Annotated in this window: 16 protein-coding genes and 1 pseudogene; 13 read left to right on the forward strand and 4 right to left on the reverse strand. The window is 64.2% G+C overall.

Annotated features, from left to right (window positions below; genetic code table 11):
* Positions 1-31: 31 nt before the first annotated feature.
* Entirely contained in the window at positions 32-715 is a 684-nt protein-coding gene (locus ACQEU1_RS03950) for an alpha/beta hydrolase (protein ID WP_433196301.1), read from the reverse strand.
* Positions 716-842: 127 nt separating this feature from the next.
* Here ACQEU1_RS03950 and ACQEU1_RS03955 point away from each other — a divergent pair, with 127 nt between their 5' ends.
* Positions 843-3,557, forward strand: a complete 2,715-nt coding sequence (locus tag ACQEU1_RS03955; protein ID WP_433196303.1) for a helix-turn-helix transcriptional regulator — start codon at positions 843-845, stop codon at positions 3,555-3,557.
* 102 nt (positions 3,558-3,659) lie between these two features.
* Positions 3,660-3,992, forward strand: a pseudogene (locus ACQEU1_RS03960) (zinc-binding dehydrogenase); the annotation flags it as partial.
* Between the two features lie 861 nt (positions 3,993-4,853).
* On the opposite strand, the gene ACQEU1_RS03965 reads toward ACQEU1_RS03960, so the two are convergent.
* Both ACQEU1_RS03965 and ACQEU1_RS03970 read right to left on the reverse strand, forming a co-directional pair.
* Positions 4,854-5,171, reverse strand: coding sequence for a DUF7669 domain-containing protein (locus ACQEU1_RS03965; RefSeq protein ID WP_433196305.1), 318 nt, complete (start codon positions 5,169-5,171; stop codon positions 4,854-4,856).
* Entirely contained in the window at positions 5,159-5,782 is a 624-nt protein-coding gene (locus tag ACQEU1_RS03970) for a hypothetical protein (protein ID WP_433196307.1), read from the reverse strand. The genes ACQEU1_RS03965 and ACQEU1_RS03970 overlap by 13 nt, the downstream gene beginning before the upstream one ends.
* Positions 5,783-6,070: 288 nt before the next feature.
* On the opposite strand from ACQEU1_RS03970, the gene ACQEU1_RS03975 reads away from it, so the two are divergent.
* Positions 6,071-6,319, forward strand: a complete 249-nt coding sequence (locus tag ACQEU1_RS03975) for a hypothetical protein (RefSeq protein WP_433196309.1) — start codon at positions 6,071-6,073, stop codon at positions 6,317-6,319.
* A gap of 1,511 nt (positions 6,320-7,830) precedes the next feature.
* Here the strand turns inward: ACQEU1_RS03975 and ACQEU1_RS03980 are convergent.
* A complete protein-coding gene (locus tag ACQEU1_RS03980) occupies positions 7,831-8,547 on the reverse strand; it encodes a hypothetical protein (protein WP_433196311.1) in 717 nt (238 codons plus the stop codon).
* Positions 8,548-8,799: 252 nt separating this feature from the next.
* Here ACQEU1_RS03980 and ACQEU1_RS03985 point away from each other — a divergent pair, with 252 nt between their 5' ends.
* From ACQEU1_RS03985 to ACQEU1_RS04030, 10 genes are all read left to right on the forward strand, one after another.
* Complete coding sequence (locus ACQEU1_RS03985) at positions 8,800-9,132, forward strand: hypothetical protein (RefSeq protein ID WP_433196313.1); 333 nt, start codon at positions 8,800-8,802, stop codon at positions 9,130-9,132.
* Positions 9,133-10,164: 1,032 nt separating this feature from the next.
* Positions 10,165-10,782, forward strand: coding sequence for a hypothetical protein (locus ACQEU1_RS03990; RefSeq protein ID WP_433196315.1), 618 nt, complete (start codon positions 10,165-10,167; stop codon positions 10,780-10,782).
* Positions 10,783-11,736: 954 nt separating this feature from the next.
* A complete protein-coding gene (locus tag ACQEU1_RS03995) occupies positions 11,737-12,036 on the forward strand; it encodes a DUF4760 domain-containing protein (protein WP_433211304.1) in 300 nt (99 codons plus the stop codon).
* A gap of 19 nt (positions 12,037-12,055) precedes the next feature.
* On the forward strand, positions 12,056-13,270 hold the full coding sequence (locus ACQEU1_RS04000) for an HNH endonuclease (RefSeq protein ID WP_433196317.1): 1,215 nt from the start codon (positions 12,056-12,058) through the stop codon (positions 13,268-13,270).
* A 400-nt stretch (positions 13,271-13,670) separates the two neighbouring features.
* Positions 13,671-15,776 (forward strand): hypothetical protein, encoded by a 2,106-nt coding sequence (locus tag ACQEU1_RS04005; protein ID WP_433196319.1) that lies wholly within the window; start codon positions 13,671-13,673, stop codon positions 15,774-15,776.
* Positions 15,766-16,686, forward strand: a complete 921-nt coding sequence (locus ACQEU1_RS04010; RefSeq protein ID WP_433196321.1) for a hypothetical protein — start codon at positions 15,766-15,768, stop codon at positions 16,684-16,686. The genes ACQEU1_RS04005 and ACQEU1_RS04010 overlap by 11 nt, the downstream gene beginning before the upstream one ends.
* 18 nt (positions 16,687-16,704) lie before the next feature.
* Positions 16,705-22,194 carry a DEAD/DEAH box helicase gene (locus tag ACQEU1_RS04015; protein WP_433196323.1) on the forward strand — a complete coding sequence of 1,830 codons (5,490 nt, stop codon included), beginning with the start codon at positions 16,705-16,707 and terminating at the stop codon, positions 22,192-22,194.
* Between the two features lie 216 nt (positions 22,195-22,410).
* The gene (locus ACQEU1_RS04020; RefSeq protein ID WP_433196325.1) at positions 22,411-23,721 is read left to right on the forward strand and encodes a CHAT domain-containing protein; all 1,311 of its coding nucleotides are present in this window, start codon (positions 22,411-22,413) and stop codon (positions 23,719-23,721) included.
* A complete protein-coding gene (locus ACQEU1_RS04025; RefSeq protein WP_433196327.1) occupies positions 23,718-24,089 on the forward strand; it encodes a hypothetical protein in 372 nt (123 codons plus the stop codon). The genes ACQEU1_RS04020 and ACQEU1_RS04025 overlap by 4 nt, the downstream gene beginning before the upstream one ends.
* Complete coding sequence (locus ACQEU1_RS04030; RefSeq protein WP_433196329.1) at positions 24,086-24,736, forward strand: hypothetical protein; 651 nt, start codon at positions 24,086-24,088, stop codon at positions 24,734-24,736. The genes ACQEU1_RS04025 and ACQEU1_RS04030 overlap by 4 nt, the downstream gene beginning before the upstream one ends.
* Positions 24,737-24,742: the final 6 nt, after the last annotated feature.

A 24,742-nucleotide genomic window follows, 5' to 3' on the forward strand; every position in this document is an offset into this window, starting at 1 on the left:
GATGGGATGGGATGGGATGGGATGGGATGGGTCAGTGCCCGGCGGCCTGCTTGATGAGGTCGGCAACCGCCTTGGGGTTGGAGACGTAGATCGAGTGGCTGCCCGGCGTCTCGGTGACGGTGGCGCCCGCACGCTCGGACATGGCGCGCTGGGCCGGCGGCGGGATCATGCGGTCGTCGGTGGCGACGAGGTACCAGCTGGACTTGACCCGCCACGCCGGCTCGGTGACGGCTCCACCCAGCGCGTCGACACCCCACGGAACCTGGGAGTCGGCCATGAACGCGGCCTGCTTCGGCGGCAGGTCGGCGGCGAACGAGTCGGCGAACTTGGCGCGGTCCAGGAACAGGAACCCGTCGACCGGCGGCAGGATCGGCGGCACCGGCGCACCGGGCGCGGGGTTGGCGATCAGGGTGTTGACCGATTCGTCCTTGTCCGGCGCGAACGCCGCGATGTATGCCAGCGTCGCGACGTTCGGGTGCGTACCCGCCTCGGAGATGACGACGCCGCCGTAGGAGTGGCCGACGAGGACGGCCGGGCCGTTCAGCTTGTCGAGCGTCCGCTTGGTGACGGCTACGTCGTCTTCGAGCGAGAGGGTCGGGTTCTGCACGATGCTGACGGTGAAGCCGTCCTCGGTCAGCAGGTCGTACACACCCTGCCAGCCGGAACCATCGACGAAACCGCCGTGGACGAGAACGACGTTGTGCACGGGAGCCATGACAGCTTCTTCCTGCGAGGGGATGGGAATTCGTTGGCTCGAAAGCTACGTTCGCGCGGCGGCCGCCACATACGTCAGATGACGGTTTGTCGTGACGTATGTGCTGTGCGACTTACACTCACCGGTCATGGAACTGGTGGGGCGCGAGGAAGACATCGAACGCGTACGGGCGTTCGTCGACAGCGCGTCCACGCAAGGCGGCGCCCTCCTGCTGTCCGGTGAAGCGGGCATCGGCAAGACCGAGTTGCTGGAGTTCGCCGCGGCCCACGCACGGCAGCGCGGCACCCTGGTGCTGCGGGCGACTGGGTCGCAGTTCGAGGCCGGGCTGAGCTTCGCGGGTTTGCACCAGGTGCTGTACCCGCTGGTGAAGAAGCTGGACGCATTGCCAAAGACCCAGGCACGGGCGCTGCGGGCCGCGATCGGTCTGAGCGATGAGCGAGCAGACGAGCCGATCGTCATCGCGCACGCCGCGTTCTCGCTGCTGCTGGAGACCGCGGAATCAGGGCCAGTGCTGGTGATCGTCGACGACCTGTCCTGGCTCGACCGGCCGAGCGCGGGTGCGCTGGGATTCGTGGCGAGGAGGCTGCGCGGTAGCCGGGTGGGCTTCCTGGCGGCGTCTCGTGTGGACGAGGCGAGCTTCTTCGACCAGGACGACCTGCCTGCGTACGTGCTCAGCCCGCTGGCCGACGACGCTGCCGAAGAGCTGCTGCGGCACCGGTTCCCGGCGATGGCCGCGTCCGTGCGCAGGAGACTGCGGAACGAGGCGCGAGGCAACCCTCTTGCGCTGCTGGAACTTCCGGTGGCGTTGACCGGCGAGCAGCAGACCGCCGAAGCGGAGCTGCCGGAGGTGCTGCCCATCACCGGACGACTTCAGCGGCTGTTCGCCGACCGGGTGCGCAAGCTGCCGGACGCCACGCGGGTTTTGCTGCTGATCGCGGCACTTGACCGAATCGGGGATCCAGCGAGGTTCCTCGGCGCGTTCGGGCCGGGCGGCTTGGAACATCTCGGTCCGGCTGAGCGCGTCGGTCTCATCCGCGTCGACCGGGGCAGGCTGACGTTCCGGCACCCGCTGACCAGGTCGGCCGTCGTGGACATCTCGACCGCGCAGGAACGGCGACAGGCACACCAGACGCTCGCTGACCAGCTCGTCGACCGCCCTGAACTCCGTGCCTGGCACCTTGCCGAGGCCACGCTCGGCCCCGACGAGGAAGTGGCCAAGCTGCTGGAATGGGCCGCTCACCAGAGCCTCAACCGCGGCGACTCCACCGGTGCCGTCGCGGGCCTGACCCGCTCGGCCGAACTCGGCGCCAACGGCCCTGACCGCGCACGACGCCTGGCCATGGCCGCCTACCTGGGCTCGAACGTCACGGGCCACCTGCGGCACGTGCCCCGCCTGCTCGCCGCCGCCCGCGTCGCGGACCCCACCGCCTCCGGGTCGATGGAGATCACGGTCGCCGCCGCGCACCTGCTGCTCAACGGCGACGGTGATCTCGACACCGCACACCGCCTGCTGAGCAGCTCCATCGACATGCTGCCGCGCCCGTACAACGCCACCGATCCCGCGTTGATCGAAGCCCTGCACACGTTGTTGCTTCTGTGCTTCTTCGGCGGACGCCCGGCTCTCTGGTCGTTCTTCGACGCCGCGCTCACCCACCTGGCACCGGAGGTTCCGCCGCTGCTCGCCTTGCAGCGTGACACCTTTCGCGACCCAGTCAGGACCGGTGCTTCCGCGCTCGCCCGCCTCGACGCCGCCATCACGGATCTGCCCGGCGAGAACGACCCCGTCCGCATCGTCCGGACCGGACTCGCCGCCTCCTACCTGGACCGGCTCGGCGGTTGCCGGCCCGCACTGCGCCGCGTGGTGCGCGACGGCCGCTCCGGCGGCGCGGTCACAGCGGCGATCCAGGCGTTGTTCCTGCTGGCCAACCACGCTTATCTGACGGGGGAGTGGGACGAGGCCCTCGAACTGTGCCAGGAAGGGCTGGAACTGAGCCGTACCAACGACTACCGGCTCCTGTCGTGGCCCGGCACGTTCATCCAGGCCATGATCGCCGCCTGCCGCGGTGAAACGGACAACGCCCACGCGCTCGCCGACCAGATGGAACGCTGGGCGGCCCCACGCCGAGTCGGTGCCGTACAGGCATATGCCGCCCACGTCAGGACGATGGCCGCGCTCGCCGACGGCGACCACCCCGCCGCACTGCACCACGTCGGGTTCGTGAGTCCACCTGGCGCGCTGGCCTCGCACGTGCCGCACGCGCTGTGGACGGTCCTCGATCTCACCGACGCGGCGTTGCGCCGAGGGCGGCGTGAAGTCGCGGCAAGCCACGTGTCCGCCGCCGGCGAACTGGTTGGGCTCTCCCCGAGGCTCGCCATGATCACCGCTGGTGCGCGGGCGATGGCCGCGAGCTCGTTCGAACCGGCTCTCTTCGACGCCGCGCTGTCGGTCGAGGGGGCGGCCCTCTGGCAGTTCGACCGTGCCCGGATCCAGCTCGCGTACGGCGAACAGCTCCGCCGCGCCAAGGCTCAGGCCGACGCGCGCCGGCAGCTGACCGAGGCATTGGAGACGTTCGAGCAGCTCGGAGCGGAACCGTGGGCGGCACGAGCCCGCCACGAACTGCGGACCGGCACGGGCAAGGGCGGCACGCTGTCACCGCAGCAGCGCGAGATCGCGGAGCTCGCGGCGAGCGGCCTGACCAACAAGGAGATCGGGGCGCGCCTGTTCCTGTCCTCGCGGACGATCAGCACGCACCTCTACCAGATCTTCCCCAAGCTGGGAGTCTCCTCCAGGGCCGCACTGCGCGACGCGTTGTCCGCTCAGCCGCACGATCAGGAGCGGTGAGCCCTACAGCAGGGCCAGTCCGGGTTCGGTGAGCAACGCCGCCGTGTCAGAGAGCACCTGCGAGCCTTCCTGGCCGTCGATCACCCGGTGGTCGAAGGGCAGCGCGGAACGCTCGTGCTCTTCGGTGCGGCCAGCGGCCAAGCGCTCCCGGTAGATCCGCAAAGGCTGTTCAGCAACGGCTCCCTGTACCTGACGCGGCCGTCGTTGTACGACTACATCGTGACCCGTGAGGAGCTCGAACACCACGCGAACTCGGTGTTCCGTGCCATCGAGTCGGGTGCTCTGGAGATCCGAATCGGTCATCGATACCCGTTGGCGCACGCCCGGCGGGCCCACGAGGATCTCCAGGCAAGACGCACAACCGGAGAACTGGTGCTGCTGATCAACCGTGGATGGTGGCAGACCGGGCAACGTCGAGGCGTAAGTCGGGCTTAGGCTCGGCATGCGCATTCCACGAGCTCATTTCTTCGGCGGAATCAGTCCCGCGCGGGAGAACACGACCACAGTCGCGGCGATGACGACGGACAGGGGCAGGTACCGCACTCAGAACTGGCCGGTCGCCTGCTGCAGGAAGTAGCCGACAACGCCTGCGGCCACCCCTGCCAGCAAGAGGCCGAGCACAACGAGAATCCAGAATCCCTTGCTCCGTGTCTTCATCGTGAGAGAACGCCGTTCCTTATCGGATCCGTTGGACGCCCGGATCTGGCTCGCACGCCCTTGAAGACCTCAGGTTCCCGGAAGTGTCGACTTCCATTCGTGATCCGGCGGCCGAGGCTCGACGAGCGGACGAAGCAAGGTCGGCTTCTCGAAGGCTGGCGTACGCACACATAGTCGCCTCCGAGCCCCGGAGGTGCTCCACGACGACGTCGCCTGACCAGATCATCAACGCGATCACTTCGGCGGTGATGGGAGTGAGGCCGATCCGCCACCTGCGGCCATGTCCTTCGATCACGCGCTCGGCCGTGACCCGTCGACAGAAGTCGCTGTACTGCACGAGCCAGTCCCCGGAGGTTGCTGCCAGTTCAGCAACCGAAGCGACCGATGTCCCACCCATTGCTCCCGGCTGTAGAACAACCATTGGGAAACCATAGACCGGAGATCGGAAGGTCGGCATGCGCTCGGTGGCTTTCGGTGACGCCGGGCCAGGTTGGAACCGACGAGCCTGGTCAGCCGGACAGTGCGGACCTCTCTTGCACGACGGGCGCGAACAGGTCCCCAACAGCTTGAACGCGCTCAAGGACATCTTCCGTGGTGAACGTCAGCTGTTCGGAGAGAGAACTACGGCCTGCACGCTATTCAGTCGATCGCCAACCGGTAGACGCCGCGGTCCACACGTTCCAAGTCGGCGTAGGTGACGGAGGCATGATCGGGGGCGTTGCGGCACAGGTGCGAAGTGAACATCGTGCGGATAGTGTTGGCCGCATAGCCGGTGTTCCGGCGAGACATCTCGTTGAGCACCTCTGCCAGTGTGAAGGTCGAAGCGCCAGACTTGGCCAGCGCGGCTCGGACCGCGTCGAGAATCTCACGGCGTGCACCGTCTCTGGCAGTGCGCGTCGCAGGGACGATGCCGCTTGTCGTTCCAGCCGTATGCCACGCGGTTTCTAACGGCGGCATCGGTCGCTCGGCTCGGGATGGTCTCTGGTCCGCGCGTCGGCGAGCGGGGCGACCCGGTAGACGCTCAGGCGCAGGGTGTCGTCGATGGGTATGACAGCGACACGAGTCGCTGTGACGCGATGTCGGGCCAGGTCGGTGCCGATGGCCTTCAGGGCCGTGGCGGGTAGGCCGGCGACGGCGGTAGGCACGAGTTCGACACCATCGGTGTCCAGATCGACGCCGCAGCGTCGTGCGACACCGGCCAGGTAGCGGCGCAAGGGGCCGCTCTCGACGTGAACGAAGATCCGATCGACGTCGCCGGGATAGGAGGCCAGGCGGTAGAAGTCTTTGAGAACCTCGCCCAAAGCCATGGTCCACGCCGCATTCATCACGTTCGGCTCTCGAGGGAACTTGAACTCGATCAACGCGCTCGGGCGGGGCCGCCCGACCGCGAGGTCGACGCGGGAGCCCTTCAACGTCGGGTTTGGCGCCTCGGCCCACAGCGTTGTCGCCTCGATACCATGTGCCACCAACGCTTTGGCGGTGGCGAACCGCACGACGTCCTCGGTGAGCATCCCGCGAAGCCCGCATTCCAGGTGGCCGCGCAGCTCATCAACCAGTGAAGCCCACATGCATCGGACCATCGCGAGGATGCCTGCGCCATGCGGTCTACGTCGTCCGTGGCTGGAAGACCGTTAGCCGCCGGTCTGATACCACTTGCGCTGCCCCGTCGTGGTCTCGACGCCAGTGCGTGTTCGCTGCGGTGATCGCCCATCTCTCCGCCCGCAACCTCGCGCCTGATCGGGCAGCGGCCTCTGTCCGATCGGTGGCCGAGGCTCAGGCGAGTCGGGCGGTTGCTCAGGCCGAACTCGTGGACGTGCCGACCGCGCGGGCGGTTCGAGGGTGCCGAGATCCACGCCATGATCGATGCGCTCGGCGACGTGGGCGCCAAGCTGGTGGGAGCCAAGCCGGAGGGACTCGCTGACCTCTACAAGCGGCTTGACCTGCAATTCCTCGATACGCACATTGGCCGTGAGGCTGATGTTTCCATCAATCTCACGGCCAATGTGGGTAATGTTATGTCCGAGAGGGGACTTGAACCCCCACGGGTAGCAAGCTTGCGCTGTTTGTGTGTTCACGTGCGTATGGATAGCTCGCCGCCAAACTAGAGGGCCAATTAGCTGGCCGTGTAGATGTGGCGCTGCAGTAGTGACTTCTCGGGCGGCATAGAGTTGCCGACCACCGCGGTCCGGAAGTCGCCGCGTCAACGCATGCCCGGTCGTGCCCACTGGGGCAACTGCTCGGTGCGTCAGTAGTCGGGAAGGATCTTGCGGCGCAGGTCGGCCATCACCTCGGGTCAGACGGCTTCGCGCGTAGAGTCCAGCAGCTGCTTGCACAGGGTCTTGAGCCTGGCGAGGACTTCCCTGACCGCCTCGATCTCGGTCCGGATTCGTCCAGGGCGGTCGGCGGGAACACCGTCACGGTCTGACGGTTGACGTGGGCGGTCAGGAGCACCCGATCGCCGACGCTCACGCCCGCGACGCGTCGTGTGTCTGCGGGTAGCCGGAGGTAGCTCTGTTTGGTCGGGGTGAACAGGCCGTGCGGGTCGGCGTTGACGACCAGCAGGCCGTTGTGTTCGTGGATGCTGAGGCGGGTGCCCGCGTTCCAGTCCAGCGCTGCTGTGACGTGGCGGTCTGTGGCTCGTCCACGGTGGTCGACAGCGGCGATCCGGTACAGGACGTTCGTCAGCCGCTGTGGTGTGACGCGGGGACCGCGATGAGTGGAAGAGGCTGCGCAGCGGCGCGGGACGCGGTGTCCGGCGCTTTTCCTGGGGCCGTGTCCGGGACGATCGGGCGGATGTAGGAAACGGTCATCGAACGCCACCCGCAGGTGGCACGGGAACGCAAAACAGGTGCTCAAGTGGACTTGAGCACCTGCCACGTAGACGTCGCAAATTTGCGACATTTTGGTGTCCGAGGACGAAGTCGCACACTATTCACCCACGTAGCCCTGGATGCCTCTGTGTAGGCACGTCGCCCGGCGCTAGCTGGCGTGTCCGCAGTCTCGTCCGGAGAGGACGGGAACGCTGATGCGTGCCTGGCTGCTGCGGGCTCGTTCGAACGGCTCGCTGGCACGCTGCAAGCTTGCGCGACAACCACCGTCGCAGGCGCACTCGTGCTGAGGCCTGTTGCTGGGTAGGCCTGAAAGGCAGAAACACCGCGCAGCGCACACCCGCGTACGACTGTGCTGCAGCCTGATGCTTCACATGGCTGCGTACGAGCGTGCTCGGTGGCGCCATCATGGTTGACGAGGGCGGCGCTCACGTGGGCGGTGACGGCGGACGCGTCGTCGAGGTCGGCGGTGTGCCAATGTTGGCCGCGATGGTCGCGAGAACGCCCCAGGCCGAGTGTCGAGCCCAGCTGGTGGGCGGTGTTGACGAAGCCGGAGGCTGCGCCGGCATCCTCGGCCCGCACACCGGCGATGCCCGCACTGGTGAGCGGGGTGAAAGCCAGCCCCTGACCGACGCCGAGGAAGGGCATCGGCAGCGCGACGGACGCGAGGTAGGCGTCACCCGGCTAAGCCACAGCAGGCACTTCTTATTGGAGGCCGGCGAGCGGCGTCCTGCGATGCGGAGCAGCCCCGGACCGAGAGGGGATCCGGTGCTGCTCCGCCCGGCCGCTCAGGCGAACATCCGCAGGACCGCCAGCGTGACCCAGAGCCCGGTGAAGTTCCCGATGCCCAGGCAGATCGCCACCTGGCCGTTGACGACGAACCGCGGCGGCCGCGCCCAGAACCCCGTCCCGGGCTGCCGCGCGCTGGCACGGGAGATCTTGCGGACCACCGGGTACAGACGCCACCAGCAAACGACCGCGATCATGAACAGCGTCATGAACGTGGCGGTGTTGCTCACCTCGCTCATGAGATCGAGGAAGGTGAACGGCTTCCCGGCGTCCACCAGCGGCCACGCGACCCGCAGTCCCAGCAGAAGACCAAGCGCGGCGCCGACACCGGCGACGTGGGCAACCCACTTCAGAAACGCCCGCGACTGCTCGGAGTCCCGGAAGTACACCATGCTGTAGACGAGGGTCGTCAGTGTGGCAGCGGCGGCACCGGCCGTCACCGCGCAAACCCAAGCGACGACCGGCAACCACCTCGCCGGTACGGTGGTCGGGTCGAGCACGGCGGGCGCGGCCCGGTGCCCGAAGACGATGATCAAGGCGAGCAGCACACCCGCCACCGCTTGGCTGGGCCGTTCGGGTAGTGCAAAGGACTGGTCCGGCTGACCTGCTTCATTTCTAGCCTCCTCTGCCGATTCCTCTCGTTCCAGGACCTGAACAGCCGTCACGGCGGCATGTTTCTCGGCTCGTGGTCCTGCCGCCGCCTTCTTGGGCGTCACCGGTCTCCACCGCCTGCCGTTCTTGCGCCCGCTCGTCATGTCGCGCCTCCTCCGATGAACGACGTTTGCCCTGGAGACGTCTAGATGCGGCGAGGTGTTGCGCTGGACGGTCATCGGATTTCTGCATGGGCTCCAATATTCCCGTTTATCGGGAATACCGGAGTTGCGTGGCGGCGGGCATCGCGCTGATCGCTCGGACAGGGAAGGTCGTCGATCTAGGTGGCGTGACGACCTCTATCTGTCGGTCGCGCGTTGCTCGAAGGTTCCGGCATCGCCGAACAGATGAACCTTGGCGAGGTGCTTGCCGAGCATGTCATCTATCGCATAGACGAGATCGCGGATTCGATCGAGTTCATCGCTTCGACTCGTAACGACACAAACCGTGCTGGCTGGGATTCTATTTCTGTGGTTGGCTTGCTCCAAGCGCCGGAGCCTGGCGATCCCGTCGATCACTTCCGGCGTATCATCGATGCCTACCGTAACTTTGCGCGACCGGTGAGCAAAGTGAAGTTCCGGACTTGGTGTAAGGCTGCGGAAGCGCTAGCAAGTGTGTCCGATGCCGTGAGACAGCTTAGGAACGTGTAGATCACGAAAGCTCAAGCCATGAACGAAAACGCGGATGAGGATTGAAAATCCTCATCCGCTTGATCAACTCCGATGTCCGAGGACGAAGTCGCACACTATTCACCCACGTAGTTCTTCCTGGCTCTGAGTAGGTCCGCCTGGCCTGTCCGACACATCGAGCCCGTCCCGCGTGGTCATGCGGGACGGGCCTTGCGCGTTTCGTCGTTGGAATTTGCTGGCTGGTAGGCGCTTAGGGGACAGGGGGACAGGTGCGACCTAACGTGTCCCGTTGCGCAGAAAGACCTGTAGGGAAGTTCGGCAGAAGCGGTGTCGTCGGGACGGTTCCACAGACCGAAGGTATGCGAGTGAGACCAACTCAGCCATGGCACGCGCGACTCTGCGGCTCCCGGGATGGTTGGTCCATCGAGAAGGATTGCGGCGATGAGTTCGTCCACGGCTGGAACTGCCGAGACTCTCCTGCCTGTTAGCGCGGCTAACTGGGTGGTGCGTCAGCGGCTGGTTCAGATTGCTTGGCGACGACTGGTGTTGTGCGCTGCGAATGTCTAGTTCGGCAGAATGCGAAGAGGGGGCGTGCGGCTACATCATCTGGGTGAAACGACGGCAGCCAGGAGCCTGAGAACCCGCGTCCTGCGACGGGATGGCCGGTGTAACCGTCGTAATTTAGACAACTAGTTGAGTGAGTCCTGAGAGGCTGGCATGAGGCGCTGTCGAGGTAGTCATCGAAGGCTGGCGTGGGGCCTCGTTGCCGCCGCCGGCGCGGTAGTTGTCGCGTTATTTAGAGGCCGGAATCGCGGATATCGCGCGCGAGAAGTGCGTCCCGAGAGGAGAGGTACTCTCTCTAGGGCTAATGCTGTCGGATTCGAAGATCAGCGAGAAGAAAAGTCGAGTCGCGGTCCTGTTGTAGCGCTAGCTCTGGTGATCATCTCCTTGGGGATCTCAATAGTTTTTGTCGCTTGGAGTCTTTATGTGGCAGGGTATCCGGATTATCCACGTCCACCTAAGCCTCGAATCCTGACTTTTACGCTGCCTTCAGTGGCTGCTGATGCTAGCTTCAATTCTTGGACCGATAAAATTGGGGAGCCAGCAAGAGGATTTCTCAAATTTAATGTTCCGGACGGCTCGCCGAATTGCTTCGATGTGGAGTTGGAAATTCTGGACATCGCGAATCGGCTGCCCGGTGAACCGATACCAAGTTCCGTGCGTCGAGTAGCGGCGTGTGCCTTCGGTAAGGAGGTCAATGAAAGACTGGCTTCGGTGGAGGGGGTTGATCCGCAATTGGCGAGGCGGGGTCACCGCCTTTCGTTCACGATGCCGGAAGTGGGATTCGTGAAGCCCGATTCGGCCGTATCCTGGTCGAGCGCATTCTATCTTCGAATCGACGAGCAATTCAAGATTGACAGCGCTAGTAACGGTGTTGTGACGAATAACGGCTTGATGTTCGCGAGTAATGGCGTTGCTAGAGAAGTGGGTCAGGGAAAAATTGATGGGGTCTTGGTTCAGCAGGCAAGCCTAACGATGCTTGAAGGCGAGACCGGAGCCCAGCGCGGCATCTTTCTCGCCGGTGCGATTGTTGGCTTGGTGGGTGGCCTTATCACCTGGGGCGGACAGCTGTTAGTGGGTGCAACAACTGTTGGTAGGCGAATGAGGTAGTTGAGAGATTCTGTTGCGATGCTGATAGGCAACTGGATTCCGCGTTTAGCTGGTCAGGTCCAGAGACCTGCCCGGCGGCCCAAAGGACGTCGTGGACTGTGCAGGTAAGAGGGCACCCAGAACGAGTCCTCTGCCTCGACGGACAGCTTGATAGGGAAGGGGCAACGGATATCCCCGTCGAACCCTCGCGCATCTTAGCGTCCGAGTGGTCTCGTGGAACGGCGTTCGGAGGGACGCGACGCGGCATAAGGCGGCAGAGCGCAAGAGTAGAGATATCAACGAAAAAGCGGGTGAGGATTGAAGAATCCTCACCCGCTTGATCAACTCAGATGTCCGAGGACGAAGTCGCACACTATTCACCCACGTAGCTCTTTCTCGCCCTGAGTAGGCCACCTGTTCGGTTCTGTGCAGGAGGCCCGTCCCGCGGCGATCACGTGGGACGGGCCTCGCACGTTGTGTTCGTCGGCCGCTAGCTGCAGATATTCGCGCCGTAGGACGTGGGACAGCTCGATCCACACCCGACCTGACGTGAAGTCACGCGTCTCGGAGGCCGATGGACGAGGGAGTGTTGCGGGACGGCTGAGCTGTCTGTGGGCACGTTGGCGAGCGCGGCGGGGATGCCTCTACTGGCAGCACGAGACCAGGCCACTGCCAGCGGCTGCGCCGTTCGGGGGATGCTGGGTCGTCGCTGTATCAATGACTGAAGGCAGTTCGATAGTGCTGGTGACCCACTGACCTTGGGTGCATCGTCCGGTCCTGTCGCCAGGATGAAGGAGTTGCATGTCGACAACTATCGCGGCGATAGCGGCATGTGCGAGTGGTTTGGCGGCGATTGTAAACCTTGTTATCGCCATTAGTCTGGCTCGCATTGCTCGGCGCAACGGAATTAGTGGCGTCTTCACTTAGGCTGCCGACCTGCTGTCAAACGACGAAATCGTAAGCGCCAGGCGCGATCTGTTCCGTGATCTCGGCGCCTATCGCGAGACTGGCGGCACTTACGAAGACATGGGTGCTGAGCTAAAGGAGAAGTTTGAGAGAGTCTGCCGTACTTTTGATCTCGTAGGGATTGCCGGTCACAACGGCATGCTTCCTCACAACATTATAGCCGCTGAATGGGGCAACTCCATCGTTCGTTTGCACGAGCTGTGTGAGCCGTATCTAGAGGAGATACGGCGGGTGCGCGGGCCAGACTTCTGGAACAACTTTAGTCAGCTCTATCGCGAATCCCTTCGTATCTGGAGGCCTGGTGCTTGACGTAGGGAGAACGCGCGAGATGGTGGCCCTGGTTGACCAACTGGCTCCCGCTGGCACTGCTGATCGTCCGGTCCGGCACCAGGGAATTCTGTTGTTGTGGGCGATAGGCAGAGCGAAGCGCCAGTTGCCGAGACTGCTGCGGTGGCACGAGGCTCAAGAGCAGCTCCGCTTGTTGTTTGCAGCGCTGGGGCGGGAGGGCAGCCGACCGACCCCGGAGTACCCGTTCGTGGCGTTAGCCGGGACGCCCTGGTGGGAGCTGACGGACACAGTCGATGAGATCCCGGTAGCGCACAGCTCGGCTCCGTTGAAGTGGCTGCGAGAGCACAACCCTCAGGGTGGCCTGCGGATTGAGGTCTACAACCTGATGGCGGAAGACGCTGCCGCGCGAGCCGAGGCGGTTCAGGCGCTGATCGACCGCTTCTTCCATGACGGGCCAGCTACCAAGGCAATGGAACTGGTAGGCCTGGACGGTATCGACCAGGTGACAGAGGGCACCCAACCAGGACGTGACCCGGCATGGGCATGGGACGAACTCGTCCTGGCCTGTGATCTCGTCGCCCGGAGCGAATGGCACGAGTTACCTGCTGAGCATCCCGAGGTAGCGGAGCTGTCGGCCCTGCTGCAGTCGTTGCCAATTCACGCTCACGAGCTGCGCGGCCCGAAGTTCCGAAGCCCATACAGCGTCCGGCGGAAGATGGCTGACATCGCCACTCGACACCCTGACTCGTCACGCAAACCCACCAACGGTGGCAAGTTGGACGTTGAAGTGCTGATGGCGTTTCTTAAGCGTCCCGGGGAGATGCACGCAATCGCTGATCGACTGCGGTCTGCTGCCGTGGCGGGCGAGTTCGACAACCTGCCTGCGACCGAAGAAGTGGTCGGCGATGGAGAAGGAGCGCTCGAAGGCCGGCTGTTGGAACGCATCCACTTGCGCCGTGAGCGCAACCCACGCCTGCGCGCTAGGAAGATCAAGAAGGTACTGCAAGAGCGCGGCACTCTCGCCTGCCAGGTCTGCGGATTCGACTTCGAGCTCGCTTACGGTGCCCGAGGAGAGGGTTACGCCGAGTGTCACCACGTCGTACCACTGCACGCCTCGGGTGAGATCGTGACGGAGCTGAAGGACTTGGCAGTGTTATGCGCCAACTGCCATCGCATGATCCACCGTGGTATCGACTGGCTCACTCCGTCCGAACTCCGCGACATGGTTGAAGCGCGGAGGGCAGTCACGTCGTAGTGGGCGAACCGCAGCAGGCTGCTTGCTCCTGTGGGAGGTAGGGCGCGGTTGCGAAGGCCGGTGTGGAGGCCGCCTGTGACATGAAGAGTTCGCGTTGTAACGCGCGAACAGCGATCGGCGAAAGTCACCGCAAGAGGATCGTGAAGATCGTCCACGCTCAGTCGTGCGCCGCGCATGCAAACAGGGCTCGGTGTGCAGTTTGCGAGGTCGTGACTACAGACGGCGAACGCCGATCGTATTGCGTTGGATGAACGCGCACATCCGTCTGGCGGTGGCGCCGGAAGGCGTTAGCGCACGCACGGTGGTCACGGGCTGTCCCAACGGTCAACCGGTCGGCTATCGGAGATTTGGGCGCCGTGGCGGTATCACGCGGAATCGGACACGGGGAGGTCATCGCGAGGTGCTGTCACTGGAGACGCCCGGCATCGGGGCACGAGTGAAGACGGCTGACTACGGGTATTGGCAGCAGCTGCTCGCAGAGACGTTCCTTAGCCGCCCGAAGGTGCCCGTTGTCTTGTTCATCGATGACGACGAGCTTGCACGCATCGCGCCGGCCGAGCTGCATCCAGCCGACTCACTCGCCGCTGCCGTAGGTGAGTTGCTATTTTTCAGCGGTGGACGCAACACCTTCAGCCGTGTGCGCCATATGCAGACGGTCTGGCAGCAGGGTGATCGGACGCTGCCGCCGCCCACGCTGCCAGTTCTGGCGTTGAGTGTCCTTGCCGCGTCTCGGATGCACCGTGACTCCGAGGTAGCTGCGAACAACTTCTACACCCGCCTGGCCCAGGCCCTTGTCCCGCATGCTGATCAAGAGTCGACGGCGAATGTTCGGGCTGCGCTGAGAGAGGCAGGCGCGTTCGCCGATGTGGCTGACATGTGGCGAGTCCTTGACCACTGGCTCAAGAGTCTCGGTGGCGCTCGCGGCATCTCGACCATCCGTGATCACCCAGGCTTGACCCGCATCGGCTATCCGCTCTCGCAAGCAGTGCTGCGACGTTCTGATCGTGCTCGGCTGACCAGGTTCTTCGCGAAGCTCGACCTGAGGACCGCCGACGTACCTGGCGCCGACGCTCTTCTGTCCTATCTGAAAATGTGGATGTCAACACCACGTGGTCTCAGCCCGGCCTTCCAGCAGCTGGTCAGCGATCCACTGCAGGCGAAACTGGTGGGTCAGCTGCTCGTCGGACTCGCCGAAGACTGGGATGGGCGCGTCATCACCGCGGATGGCCTGCGCCGCCTGGACATCAAGGTTGCCCTCGACATCAAACGCCAGCGGGTCAGCTGGGTGATCACGACCGCAGACGGCGTAGACGAGGACGTATTGCGGGGTGAGATCGCAGCCGAGCAGTGTGAAGTGGCGATCTTCCGGGATCCTTACAGCTCGCTGTACACGCTGGACCGAAACGTGCCGACAACTGCTCAAGACCTGACACGGGGGCTCCGTCTGGTAGGGCAACAGTGTTCCGCGCGGTTCTCGCCCGCGGATGTCGTTGTCTTCGCCGAAGATCCCGACGCGGGTTGCTGGCTTTCTTGCCAGTCGATCAACCCATACGAGGAACACCTGATCGCTGTACGGGACGACGTCGCCGCTGCGTTGGAGCGCGTGCTCGTTGAAGCTGCAGAACCTGGCTGGCGGGGTGTCGGCCGTGTAGGCGCAACACAGCTGTTGCCGGGCTGGAAGCTGTACAGGTCCGTGGTGTTTGCCGACGCGGGACGCCTAGATGCCGCGCTGAGCCGGACACCAGTGCTGCGGACGAGCCCGGTGCGGCCAGACCTGGTCGTCCGACCGCAGCTGAGGAACGGATTGCGGCTAGCACGTCACGTCACGCGCTTTGCATATCTGAGTGGCGGCGAACCCGACCTACTTCTGCCATCTGGACAACAGGCCCGCACAGTGGAGGCCGCGCTCGACGGTGTAGCTCAGCAACCGCCGTTCGTCGCCTCGGGCTTCCCGATTTCCCTTCGGCGCATAGGCCCGCTGACCGCAGGTAGACACGAGTTGCGTGTCGACGGAGAAGTACTGGTCTTCCACGTAATCGATGCGGAGCCCAGCGGAGACGGAACCAGTCAGGGTGAACTCGGTTGGAACGGCAACGCTGTCCTCTGCGACGACCCGGACCGCTTCGAGATCTGCGGAGCCGACGTTCATGGGCCTCCTGACACCGAGCCCGTGCTCGCTCGCCGGGGTCAAGACGAGACCTGGCTGTTGAGCGAGGACGGCATCTGCACACAGATAGAAGAGCCAGAGCCTGCTGAGGGGCTGGCGCGGGTCGACGGAATCATGCCCTACTACTTCGAAATGAACGCCATTCCGTCAGTGACATGGCTAGCGCAGCGACGTGGCAACACCTGGCAGGTTCGCTTGCTGCAGCCAAACTTGCCGGCCTTCGGATATTTGGATGCCGTGTCCGCGTCGTTGTGGGCACGCATATCTGGCCATGGACAGCCAACAGAACCGTTGTGGGCCAAGTATGTGCAGCAGTGGGAGCGCCACTGTGGACGCTGAGTTGATGTTGCGTTGGATGAGCGAAACAGGCGCGGGCAGCATTCGCGACCTCGGCGACAAGCTGCGATGGCTGGCATGCACGTCGGATCTAAGCATCCACTCGTTTGCTGGCGAACAATGGCTGCGCGATGCGTCCGTGCTGGCGCATGCCGAGGTGCGCTGGGACACGGACCGGTGGGCCATCGCACCAACCGTGATCACCAGACTTCCCGCTGCTGACGGCTCGGCAGTCGTGGTCGGCGCGAGACCAGCGAGTCTGCGTGAGAGGTTGGAGGAAAGCAACGTTTCATTCCTCGCCTGCGCGGCAGAGCGCGTTGCTGACCATCTGCCCTCGCCAGAGACGTGGATCATCCAGTTCGATGATGTCCCGACGCTGCAGAAGATCGCGGAGGAGGTCGGAGCCATATACGGAGGCTGTGCCGCCGTGCGGCTGTCCAACCGCCTGCCCTCGCTCGCGCTGGGCCGTCCCGCTGCGCCGCCGTCGGCGGTCGCACTGGACCTGGAGCAGCTGCAGCCGAACGGCCAATTCAGCTCTGCCGAACCGAATCCGGCGCGGGACGGCCTATACCGCATGCGCGTGAACAACCGGCGGGTACATCTGTATCGACTAGACGGCGACTGGTACCACTGCGAGCGCTCGACGGGTATCTACTTGGTTCTCGCTCGGCGCGGGACATCTGTCCTGCGGTGGCGTCGTGAAAAAGGTCGCGGACGCGAAACAGCCGGCACGCTCTTCGTGGATCGGAGCGCCCCACTACCCGTTCTGCACGCGCGAGCCGCCACGTTGTGCAGCGGCTTCGCTCCCCACCTCAACCAGTCCGCACAGACCTTCAGCTACGGCAACGTGCCTCGCACCGTGGCAGGCCAGATTGCGGCATCGCTTAGCCAGTACCTCGAAGAAGTCAGATGAACGGGAAGCGAGCAGCGAGTGAGCTCTCCGCACGATGAACCTCAGCGCCACCTTGGTGCGCTGGCAACCTTCCAGCGCCTGCGCGATGCGTACTTGAGGTACTACGACACGCCCTTCGGGCTCGCTGACCGCCGGCTGGAACAGGAGCGACGCAACCTGCTGGACCGCGATGGAGGCATCTACCGCCTTCCGCTGCTGGAACTGCGGCCGGAGTACGTGACCGCGCAGCGGTCACTCGCAGAATCCGCCGCAGCTGCCGGTGCGCCACCCGAGCTCGCGGAGTTCGCGAACGCAGGCCTCATCCCAGCGGGACGCCCGCTTTACCAGCATCAGGAAGAGGCACTCACCGCAGGCCTGACGCGTGGTCAGAACATGGTGATCACCGCCGGAACGGGGTCAGGCAAGACGGAGTCGTTCCTCCTGCCCCTGGTAGCGACCCTCCTGCACGAGTCCAAGCAGTGGAACGGCGGGCCGGCCAAACCCACGAAGCCTTGGTGGCGGTCGGACACTGCACGGTTCACCGAGCAGCGCAACGGCGAAACCGGGCGCTCGGCAGCCGTTCGCGGCTTGATCCTCTATCCGATGAACGCGTTGGTGGACGACCAGCTCACCAGGTTGCGCAAAGCGCTAGACAGCGACATGGCGAGACAGTGGCTGGACGCAAACCGCCGCGGACACCGGTTCTATTTCGGCCGCTACACCGGCGCGACGCCAGTGACCGGCAGGCCGGACAACGACCTTGCCGTGAAGGACTTGCGTACCTACCTGCGCGAAACCGAAAAGCGCGGTACTCAAGCGCGTGCGGAGTTCTACCAGTCGGGGCGCGAGGACATCCAGTACTTCGTGCCGCGCCTCGACGGCGCCGAAATGCGCTCGCGCTGGGACATGTCGGCAGCACCGCCCGACATCCTCATCACCAACTACTCCATGCTCAACGTCATGCTGCTGCGCGAGCGTGACGGACACTTCTTCGAATCGACGCGCAAATGGCTCGACGAGAGCTTGGACAACCGGTTCACGCTCGTCGTGGACGAGCTCCACATGTACCGCGGTACCGCTGGAACTGAAGTCGCTTACTTGATCCGCACGCTGAAGAGCCGCTTGGGACTGGACCAGCGGCCCGGACAGTTGCGTGTGCTGGCAGCGAGCGCATCGCTGGATCCACATCGAGACAGGGGATATCTGCAGGAGTTCTTCGGCGTGGACGCCAGCACCTTCCGTTTCATTGGTGGTGACACGGTGAGGCCCGCCGATGGGGCGGGCGGGACCCTGGCTGACGCGGTGAAGATCGCGGCCGCAGCGCCCGGTCACGCCGCGCCACTGGCACGCGAGCTCGGCGTTGTCGATGCCTTGCGCCGTGCGTTCTACGACCCTGCTGGCGAAACTGGTACGACTGCTGTCGCCAAACCCGCAGCGGCTCTGGCCCGGCGGCTGTTTCCAGGTCGTCAGACAGAGATCGCCGAGGCAGCTCTAGAGCGGATGCTCGACGAACTTGCACGAGACCCGGAGTCTGGCGATCCGCGATTGCGAGCACATCTGTTCTTCCGCAACGTGCCTGGCATGTGGGCATGCACCGACTCGCGTTGCCCCGATGTACCTGGAGGTGCTTACCCAGATCGCACTGTGGGCAGGCTCTTTTCCGAACCAGTCTCGCGTTGCAGCTGCGGTGCGAGAGTGCTCGAGTTGTTGTACTGCCAGAACTGTGGCGACGTACTGCTAGGCGGGTTTGCGCCCTCAGGCGCTACACAACGCTCCAGCGTGGATACGATGCTCTTAGCCGACATCCCCGAGCTGGCCAAGCTGCCAGACCAGGTCAAGCTCGACCGCACCGCTGCGAACTACCTGGTCTATTGGCCTCGTGCCGCCGCCGCGCTGACCCAGCTGGATGACATCAAGTGGGCCGCCGAGAAGAACGCCGTGAGCTACGCGTTCCGCCGCAGTGTCCTAGACCCGCAAAAGGGTGAACTGCGCAACGATCCGGATGGGTTCACCGGCTGGAGTTTCCACGTCACCGCCAGCCGGAGCAAGGCCGGCAGCGCCCGGATCAACCCGGAGGCGCTCAGCCCGTATCCCACCCGTTGTCCCTCGTGCGGAGACGATTGGGAGATCAAGTACGGGCCTGGGCCGCTCCCATTGACTGATCGGAGGCGGCAGCGCTCGCCTATCCGCGGGATGCGCACCGGTTTCGAGAAGATCAATCAGGTGCTCACGACTGAACTGGCTACCGACCTCGTTGAGGACGAGCGCAAGGTCATCGTGTTCACCGACAGCCGCCAGGACGCAGCGAAGCTGTCGGCCGGCCTGGGCCTGCGTCACTATCAGGACCTGCTGCGGCTACTCCTCTATACACAGCTGCGACAAGGCGCCACTTCTGCTGACGATGTGGCCTTGGCGCGCGAGCATGTTGTCAACGGCGTTCGCACTGACGCCTCGTTCCTGGCGTTGCGCCGCTTGCGTGAGCGCGATAGCGCTGCCTTCAACGCCTTGCGTGATGTCTGGGAGGGTGCACCAGGCACCACTGCTGAGCAGGAACGATCACTCGTCGCGCAGTTGGCGCGGCCGCTCACGCTCGCGGAGTTGTCCGGCGCCCTTGCCGGTGACCTGCTGTCGATGGGAATCAACCCCGGAGGACCCCAAGCCAGTCTGCAGAAGCGTGGGCGGGGCGCCACCGAGGTGCGATGGACCAGTTTGTACGACTGGGAATTGAAGCCGCCGAGGCCCCGAGGAAACCTGAGTGCTGAGCAAGACGCTCTGCTGTCCTCGATTCAGGATTCCTTGCTGACAGAGATGCTCCAAGGTCTGTTCTCGGGAAGCGGCAGGGACTTCGAGTCGCTTGGACTGGGATGGTTGTCCGTCGACGACGACCAGGAGCCTGCAGACTCTTCTTCAGACACGCCAACTGCGTACGCCAGAGCTGCGTTGCGAGTGTTGGCTGACCAGCGGCGCTTCAACGGGTTGCGCGACGGAAGGCCCGAACCCACTGCCAAGCTGCGTGACCTGTGGAAGGAGATCGAAAACCGGGGTGGTCCTGCTATGGACGACATGCGCGACATGGTCATCGCCAGGTGGGGCGATGCAGTGCGCGACTACGTCATCGATCCACGCAAGGTGACACTGAGAGCAGCAGCGGGACAGGCTTGGACGTGCACCTCTTGCCAGCGGCAACATCTCAACGTGGGGTGCGGCAGATGCACAAAATGTCATGCCCCTTTGCCGACAGAGCCCTCCGTGTTGCAGACCGACGATGACTACTACGCGTGGAAGGCGATCACCGGGGACGGGCGCTTCAGGCTCAACTGCGCTGAGCTCACGGGACAGACCGATCGCGTCGACGCACAGTCGCGGCAGTCACGATTCCAAGGCGTCTTTCTCGAGCGGGACGAGTACAAGCTGCCCGACGCGGTCGACCTCCTCTCCGTCACCACCACGATGGAGGCAGGTGTTGATATCGGCGCGTTGTCCGCTGTGGTGCTTGGCAACATGCCCCCCACGAGGTTCAACTACCAGCAACGTGTCGGACGCGCAGGACGCCGGGATACACCGGTAGCCGTTGCACTGACCGTGTGTCGTGGCCGTAGTCATGACGAGTACTACTTCGACCGTCCAGAAGCGATCACGAACGAGCCCACGCCCAAGCCGTACCTGACGCTGGACCGGAACGAGATCTACATCCGGTCACTGCGCAGCGAGGTCCTGCGTCTTGCCATGGCGGACATCTCTGCTGACATCATCGGAAACGGTGAGGCGCTGGACTTCACGGCGAATGTCCACGGCCAGTTCGGCCTGGTGTCCGATTGGCCCAGGCTGCGCGCTGAGCTGGACCACTGGCTACGCAACAACACCGAGGTTGTGGAGCGTGCAGCAGCAGCGCTGGCAGGACACACCCCGTTCGCCGACAGCTCTGCAGAAGTAGCACGCGGGTGCAGCGAGCGCCTTGTATCGGTCATCGATGAGGCCGTGGACACGCCGGGTGGGCATCATGAACTGAGCCAGCGACTCGCCGGCCACGGAGTGCTACCGATGTTCGGATTCCCGTCCAGCGTCCGCTACCTGCATTTGCAACGCCCGAAGAAGGCTTACCCATGGCCACCGCGTGGCGTGATCGACCGCGACCTGGCCATGGCTGTGGGGCAGTTCGCGCCCCTGAGCGAAGTCGTTCGCGACGGTGAAGTCCATCCGGTGGTCGGCATAACGGCATTCCGGCCCATACGCCCCACCCCGAAGCCGGAAGCAGAGCCACTGGGACCGCAGCGGCAGATCAGCGTCTGCCGCTCCTGTTCTTACCTCACGGAGGCGCCATCCAGCGCTGACGACCCGGTGGACGCGGCTGATTGCCCGCAATGCGGTGCACCGTCCGGCACCTACAGCACGATGCCGCTGAGGGAGCCGCTCGGGTTCCGCGCGGGCAAGGCTCGTGACTTCGACGGCAACTTCTCATGGTCGCCCAAGTCCATCTCGTCGCGCGCGCACACTGACCTCGCTGCCCTCACTCAGGTTCAGCAGAAGGCCGCGGTCGTCTACTCCGGACCTGGCCGCCGATTCGTGATCAATGACAACAGCGGCCAGCTGTTCGCCCTTAGCGCTGTCTCTGACGACAAGTTCGACTGGGGCGGGTACGTCTCACTCGACGCGATCGAAAAGGGCTTGCTGCACCCGAACGCCGCTGGTGGCGATCCTTTCCACGTCGCCCTCGGCGCAGTGCAACCAACAGACTTCCTCTTCATCGGGCCACAGCGTTCAACCTCGGACCACGGGATGAGGCTCGACCTGTCGGTCAGCCGGCGACAGCCTTCAGGCGCGCGAGACTTGGCCGACGGACGGCGCGGAGCGTGGTACTCGCTAGCGTTCTTGCTGCGCACCACGGCGGCAGCCCTCCTAGACGTGGAGCCACGGGAGCTGAACGCCGGAATCTATGCAGGGAGCATCAATGGCACGCCAGTCCCGTTCGCGTTCATCGCGGACACCCTGGAGAACGGCGCCGGATTCAGCAGCCACCTTGGCAGCGAAGCGGTGCTCCCCGATCTCCTGAGCCGCATCGACGTCTACCTGGAAGAACTGTCTGGGGCTGCCCACTCCACGGAGTGTGATTCTTCGTGCTATAGGTGTATCCGCGACTACGGCAACATGGCCTACCATGCACTGCTCGACTGGAGGCTGGCGTCTGACCTGTTCGGTGTGCTGATGGGGCGAGGTCTGCGCACTCAGGTCGCCGAGGAGTCCAAGGTGCTAGAACGGTGGGCGAAGGCGTACAGCGCAACGATGCTCAAGGGCACGCCGGCAGCAGCGGCCCTGTACGACGATCCCTACGTCGGTAAGTGTGTGGTGATTGCTCGCCACCCGTTCGAAGCATCCGATCGCGCCCTCGTGGCGCCACGCCTTGCTGACACCCTTGCGGTTGGCAAGGCTCAGCATTCCGAAGCCGCGGTCGTCTTTATCGATACGTTCACTTTTGATCGGGATCCTGGGCGAGTAGCCGAGATGTGCGAGGAGGCAGTCAACACTCATTGACGGCAATACCTTTAAGGGAGTCTCTCGGAATTTGTCGGAGCTGACCGAACAGGCGAAATGTGGTTCTTCACCGCATTGAAGTTGAAGTGGCCGAACGTCAAACCCTCGGGCTTGCTGCCGCACCAACTTCAAAGTGCTTGGTCCAGATGGGTGAACAGCTAATCCTTTGGCGGCGCGGCTGGCTTACGACACCTACAGCGCAGCGTCGGAGGGCAAATGGCGCATGACTCACCAACTGATCCGGTTGCCAGACGGATCGCCCTGGTTCACGAGCTTGATCGTTTGCTCGCGGAAGCCAGCGAACTGGTGGGACGCGAAGGACTGCTTGGTTCGCAGAAGATCAGTGACCTGGTGACCGCCGCTGAACGCGGACCGGTAGCCATCGTCAATACGAGTCGCTGGCGATGCGACGCGCTTCTGCTGACACTTGAGGGCGTCAGCACCATAGAACTGCCCGCGTTGTCGCTTTGGGAAGCAACACAGCGCGCTGATCGGTACCTGTCGGTGTTGAGAGCGGCAGAGGCCGCCGATGTGGCATACGTGCGGGCGCAAGCCGTTGTCGCAGGTGAGAAATCACGTGTCGTCGCACGGAGGGTCCTTGTGGCGGGCACTGTCCTGGAACGAGCACACCAACGTGTCGACGAGCTGCTCCAAGATCTCCAGGAGTGGATGTGGAACGCGTTCGCTGGGCCGATCGTTGAGGCACTCGGCTTCACCACGACACCTGATGACGGCACGGCGTGGCAGCGGATGTGGTGGTGCGCAACAGGTCCGCTCGCCGTGCTGCCCGTTCACACCGCTGGGTACCACGATCGGCTTCACGAGGCGTCGCCCCGAACGGTCATGGACCGCGTCATCTCGTCTTACACGCCAAGCGTGCGAGCTTTGCTCGAGGCACGACGCCCGCACGGGCGGCTGGTTGACGACGACGGTGACTTCGACAGATTGTTGTTCGTTGACGTTCCTGATCTTCCGGACGAGGTCCCGATCGACAACACGGCTGAGCGAGCAGCCCTGTTCGCCGCTTTTCCTGCTGATCGCAGAAAGGTACTAGGGTCTAACGAAGCCACACCGGAGGCCGTCCTCGCAGCCTTGCCGCACCACCGATGGGTGCATTTCAGCTGCCACGGTGACCAGGACCTCGCCGATCCCGTACGCGGAGGACTTCTCCTTCGTGGAGGGATGCTCACGGTCGAGGCGCTGGTCAGCGGACGGTTTCGCGGTGACTTCGCCGGCCTGTCCGCCTGCAAGACGGCCGTCGGTGGCGTTGTTCTGCTAGACGAGGCCATCACACTCGCATCTGCTCTGCACCACACCGGCTACCGCCATGTCATCGCGGCGTTGTGGTCGGTGGACAACAAGGCGTCCGCCGAGGTGTTCGGACAGGTGTACCGGACTATCGCGGCCGACGGCCGGTTGTCGCCGGACGACGCTCCGGCAGCATTGCACGGCGTGATCCGGACGATGCGGGACAGCGCGGCCGGCTGGCCTCATTTGTGGAGCCCCTTCACGCACACAGGCCCATGACCACCGCAGTGGAGAAGGAGGAAGTCGCCATGACCGATCCCGTCGACGCAGAGCCGATTCCCTACGCCGAGGTCACTGCCGAGTCATACGGACGTGACTTCGCGGCCAGCAGCGCCGGCACCCCGATGCGCCGTGGCGTGTTGTTGCGTGGAACCTGCCCGCGTTGCAGACACGGCATGAGCTTTCCTTTGATCACAAGGGTGTTTCAGACCGGCGGTGCCGAGACGGAGCGCGGCACCACGGCGGAGGGGCAAGAGGACAAGCCTGTGCTCTGCACCTGTGACGGCACGCACCCTGGCAAGCCGTTCCGCGAGGAAGGCTGTGGCGCGTACTGGAATGTCAGGCTGACCACCGAAGAGTCGTCATGAGCATTCAGATTTCCGCAGGCTCACCAGCGCAGCCACGTGACCGCCGGGCTGCCAAACTCACTCGCACGCTGCTCACCGACGAGCTGGCGAGGGTGCGAGCAGCTGCACTCGCTTGGCGGAACGGTCTGGGAGCGCTGCTGGCGGGACTGATCGGCTTCGGTCTGCTCAAAGGACGTACCGAGGTCACCCAGCTCAAACCGGGTGTCGCCGCATTGGCCGGAGCTCTGCTGCTCGCTGCTTTGATCTTTGGCGCGATCGCAGCAGTGTTGATGATGCGAGCAGCACATGGACGTCCGCATGCCGTCTCGTTGACCACGGTGCTCAGCGATGAGGACGATCCGGCACTGATCGGGAGGCTGGCCGAGGCCGACGGGTCTCAGCGCGCGTTGAGTCGTGGCGTGGTGCTGTCCTTTGTCTGCGCCGTCTTCCTCGTCGCAGCGGTGGCGGTGACCTGGTATGGCCCTGCGAAAGACGGTCCACGCATCGAGGTCCGCACGGTCAACGGATCTGTTGAGTGCGGCGAGGCCGTGACCACGGCCTCGGGCAGCTTGACGCTCAAGACCGCTCGCGGTCAGGTCACCGTCGACCTCAGCCGAGCAGGCAGCGTGACGGCCGTCGACTCGTGCCCCATATCGGGTAAGCCCTGAGCAGGC

The sequence above is a fragment of the Lentzea sp. CA-135723 genome (genome assembly GCF_050936595.1).
Classification (GTDB): Bacteria; Actinomycetota; Actinomycetes; order Mycobacteriales; family Pseudonocardiaceae; genus Lentzea.

Coding starts and splice junctions, on each gene's coding strand:
- ACQEU1_RS03950 (WP_433196301.1), bottom strand. CDS start 715: ATGGCTCCCGTGCACAACGTCGTTCTCGTCCACGGCGGTTTCGTCGAT.
- ACQEU1_RS03955 (WP_433196303.1), top strand. CDS start 843: ATGGAACTGGTGGGGCGCGAGGAAGACATCGAACGCGTACGGGCGTTC.
- ACQEU1_RS03965 (WP_433196305.1), bottom strand. CDS start 5,171: ATGCCGCCGTTAGAAACCGCGTGGCATACGGCTGGAACGACAAGCGGC.
- ACQEU1_RS03970 (WP_433196307.1), bottom strand. CDS start 5,782: ATGTGGGCTTCACTGGTTGATGAGCTGCGCGGCCACCTGGAATGCGGG.
- ACQEU1_RS03975 (WP_433196309.1), top strand. CDS start 6,071: ATGATCGATGCGCTCGGCGACGTGGGCGCCAAGCTGGTGGGAGCCAAG.
- ACQEU1_RS04000 (WP_433196317.1), top strand. CDS start 12,056: ATGGTGGCCCTGGTTGACCAACTGGCTCCCGCTGGCACTGCTGATCGT.
- ACQEU1_RS04020 (WP_433196325.1), top strand. CDS start 22,411: ATGGCGCATGACTCACCAACTGATCCGGTTGCCAGACGGATCGCCCTG.
- ACQEU1_RS04025 (WP_433196327.1), top strand. CDS start 23,718: ATGACCACCGCAGTGGAGAAGGAGGAAGTCGCCATGACCGATCCCGTC.
- ACQEU1_RS04030 (WP_433196329.1), top strand. CDS start 24,086: ATGAGCATTCAGATTTCCGCAGGCTCACCAGCGCAGCCACGTGACCGC.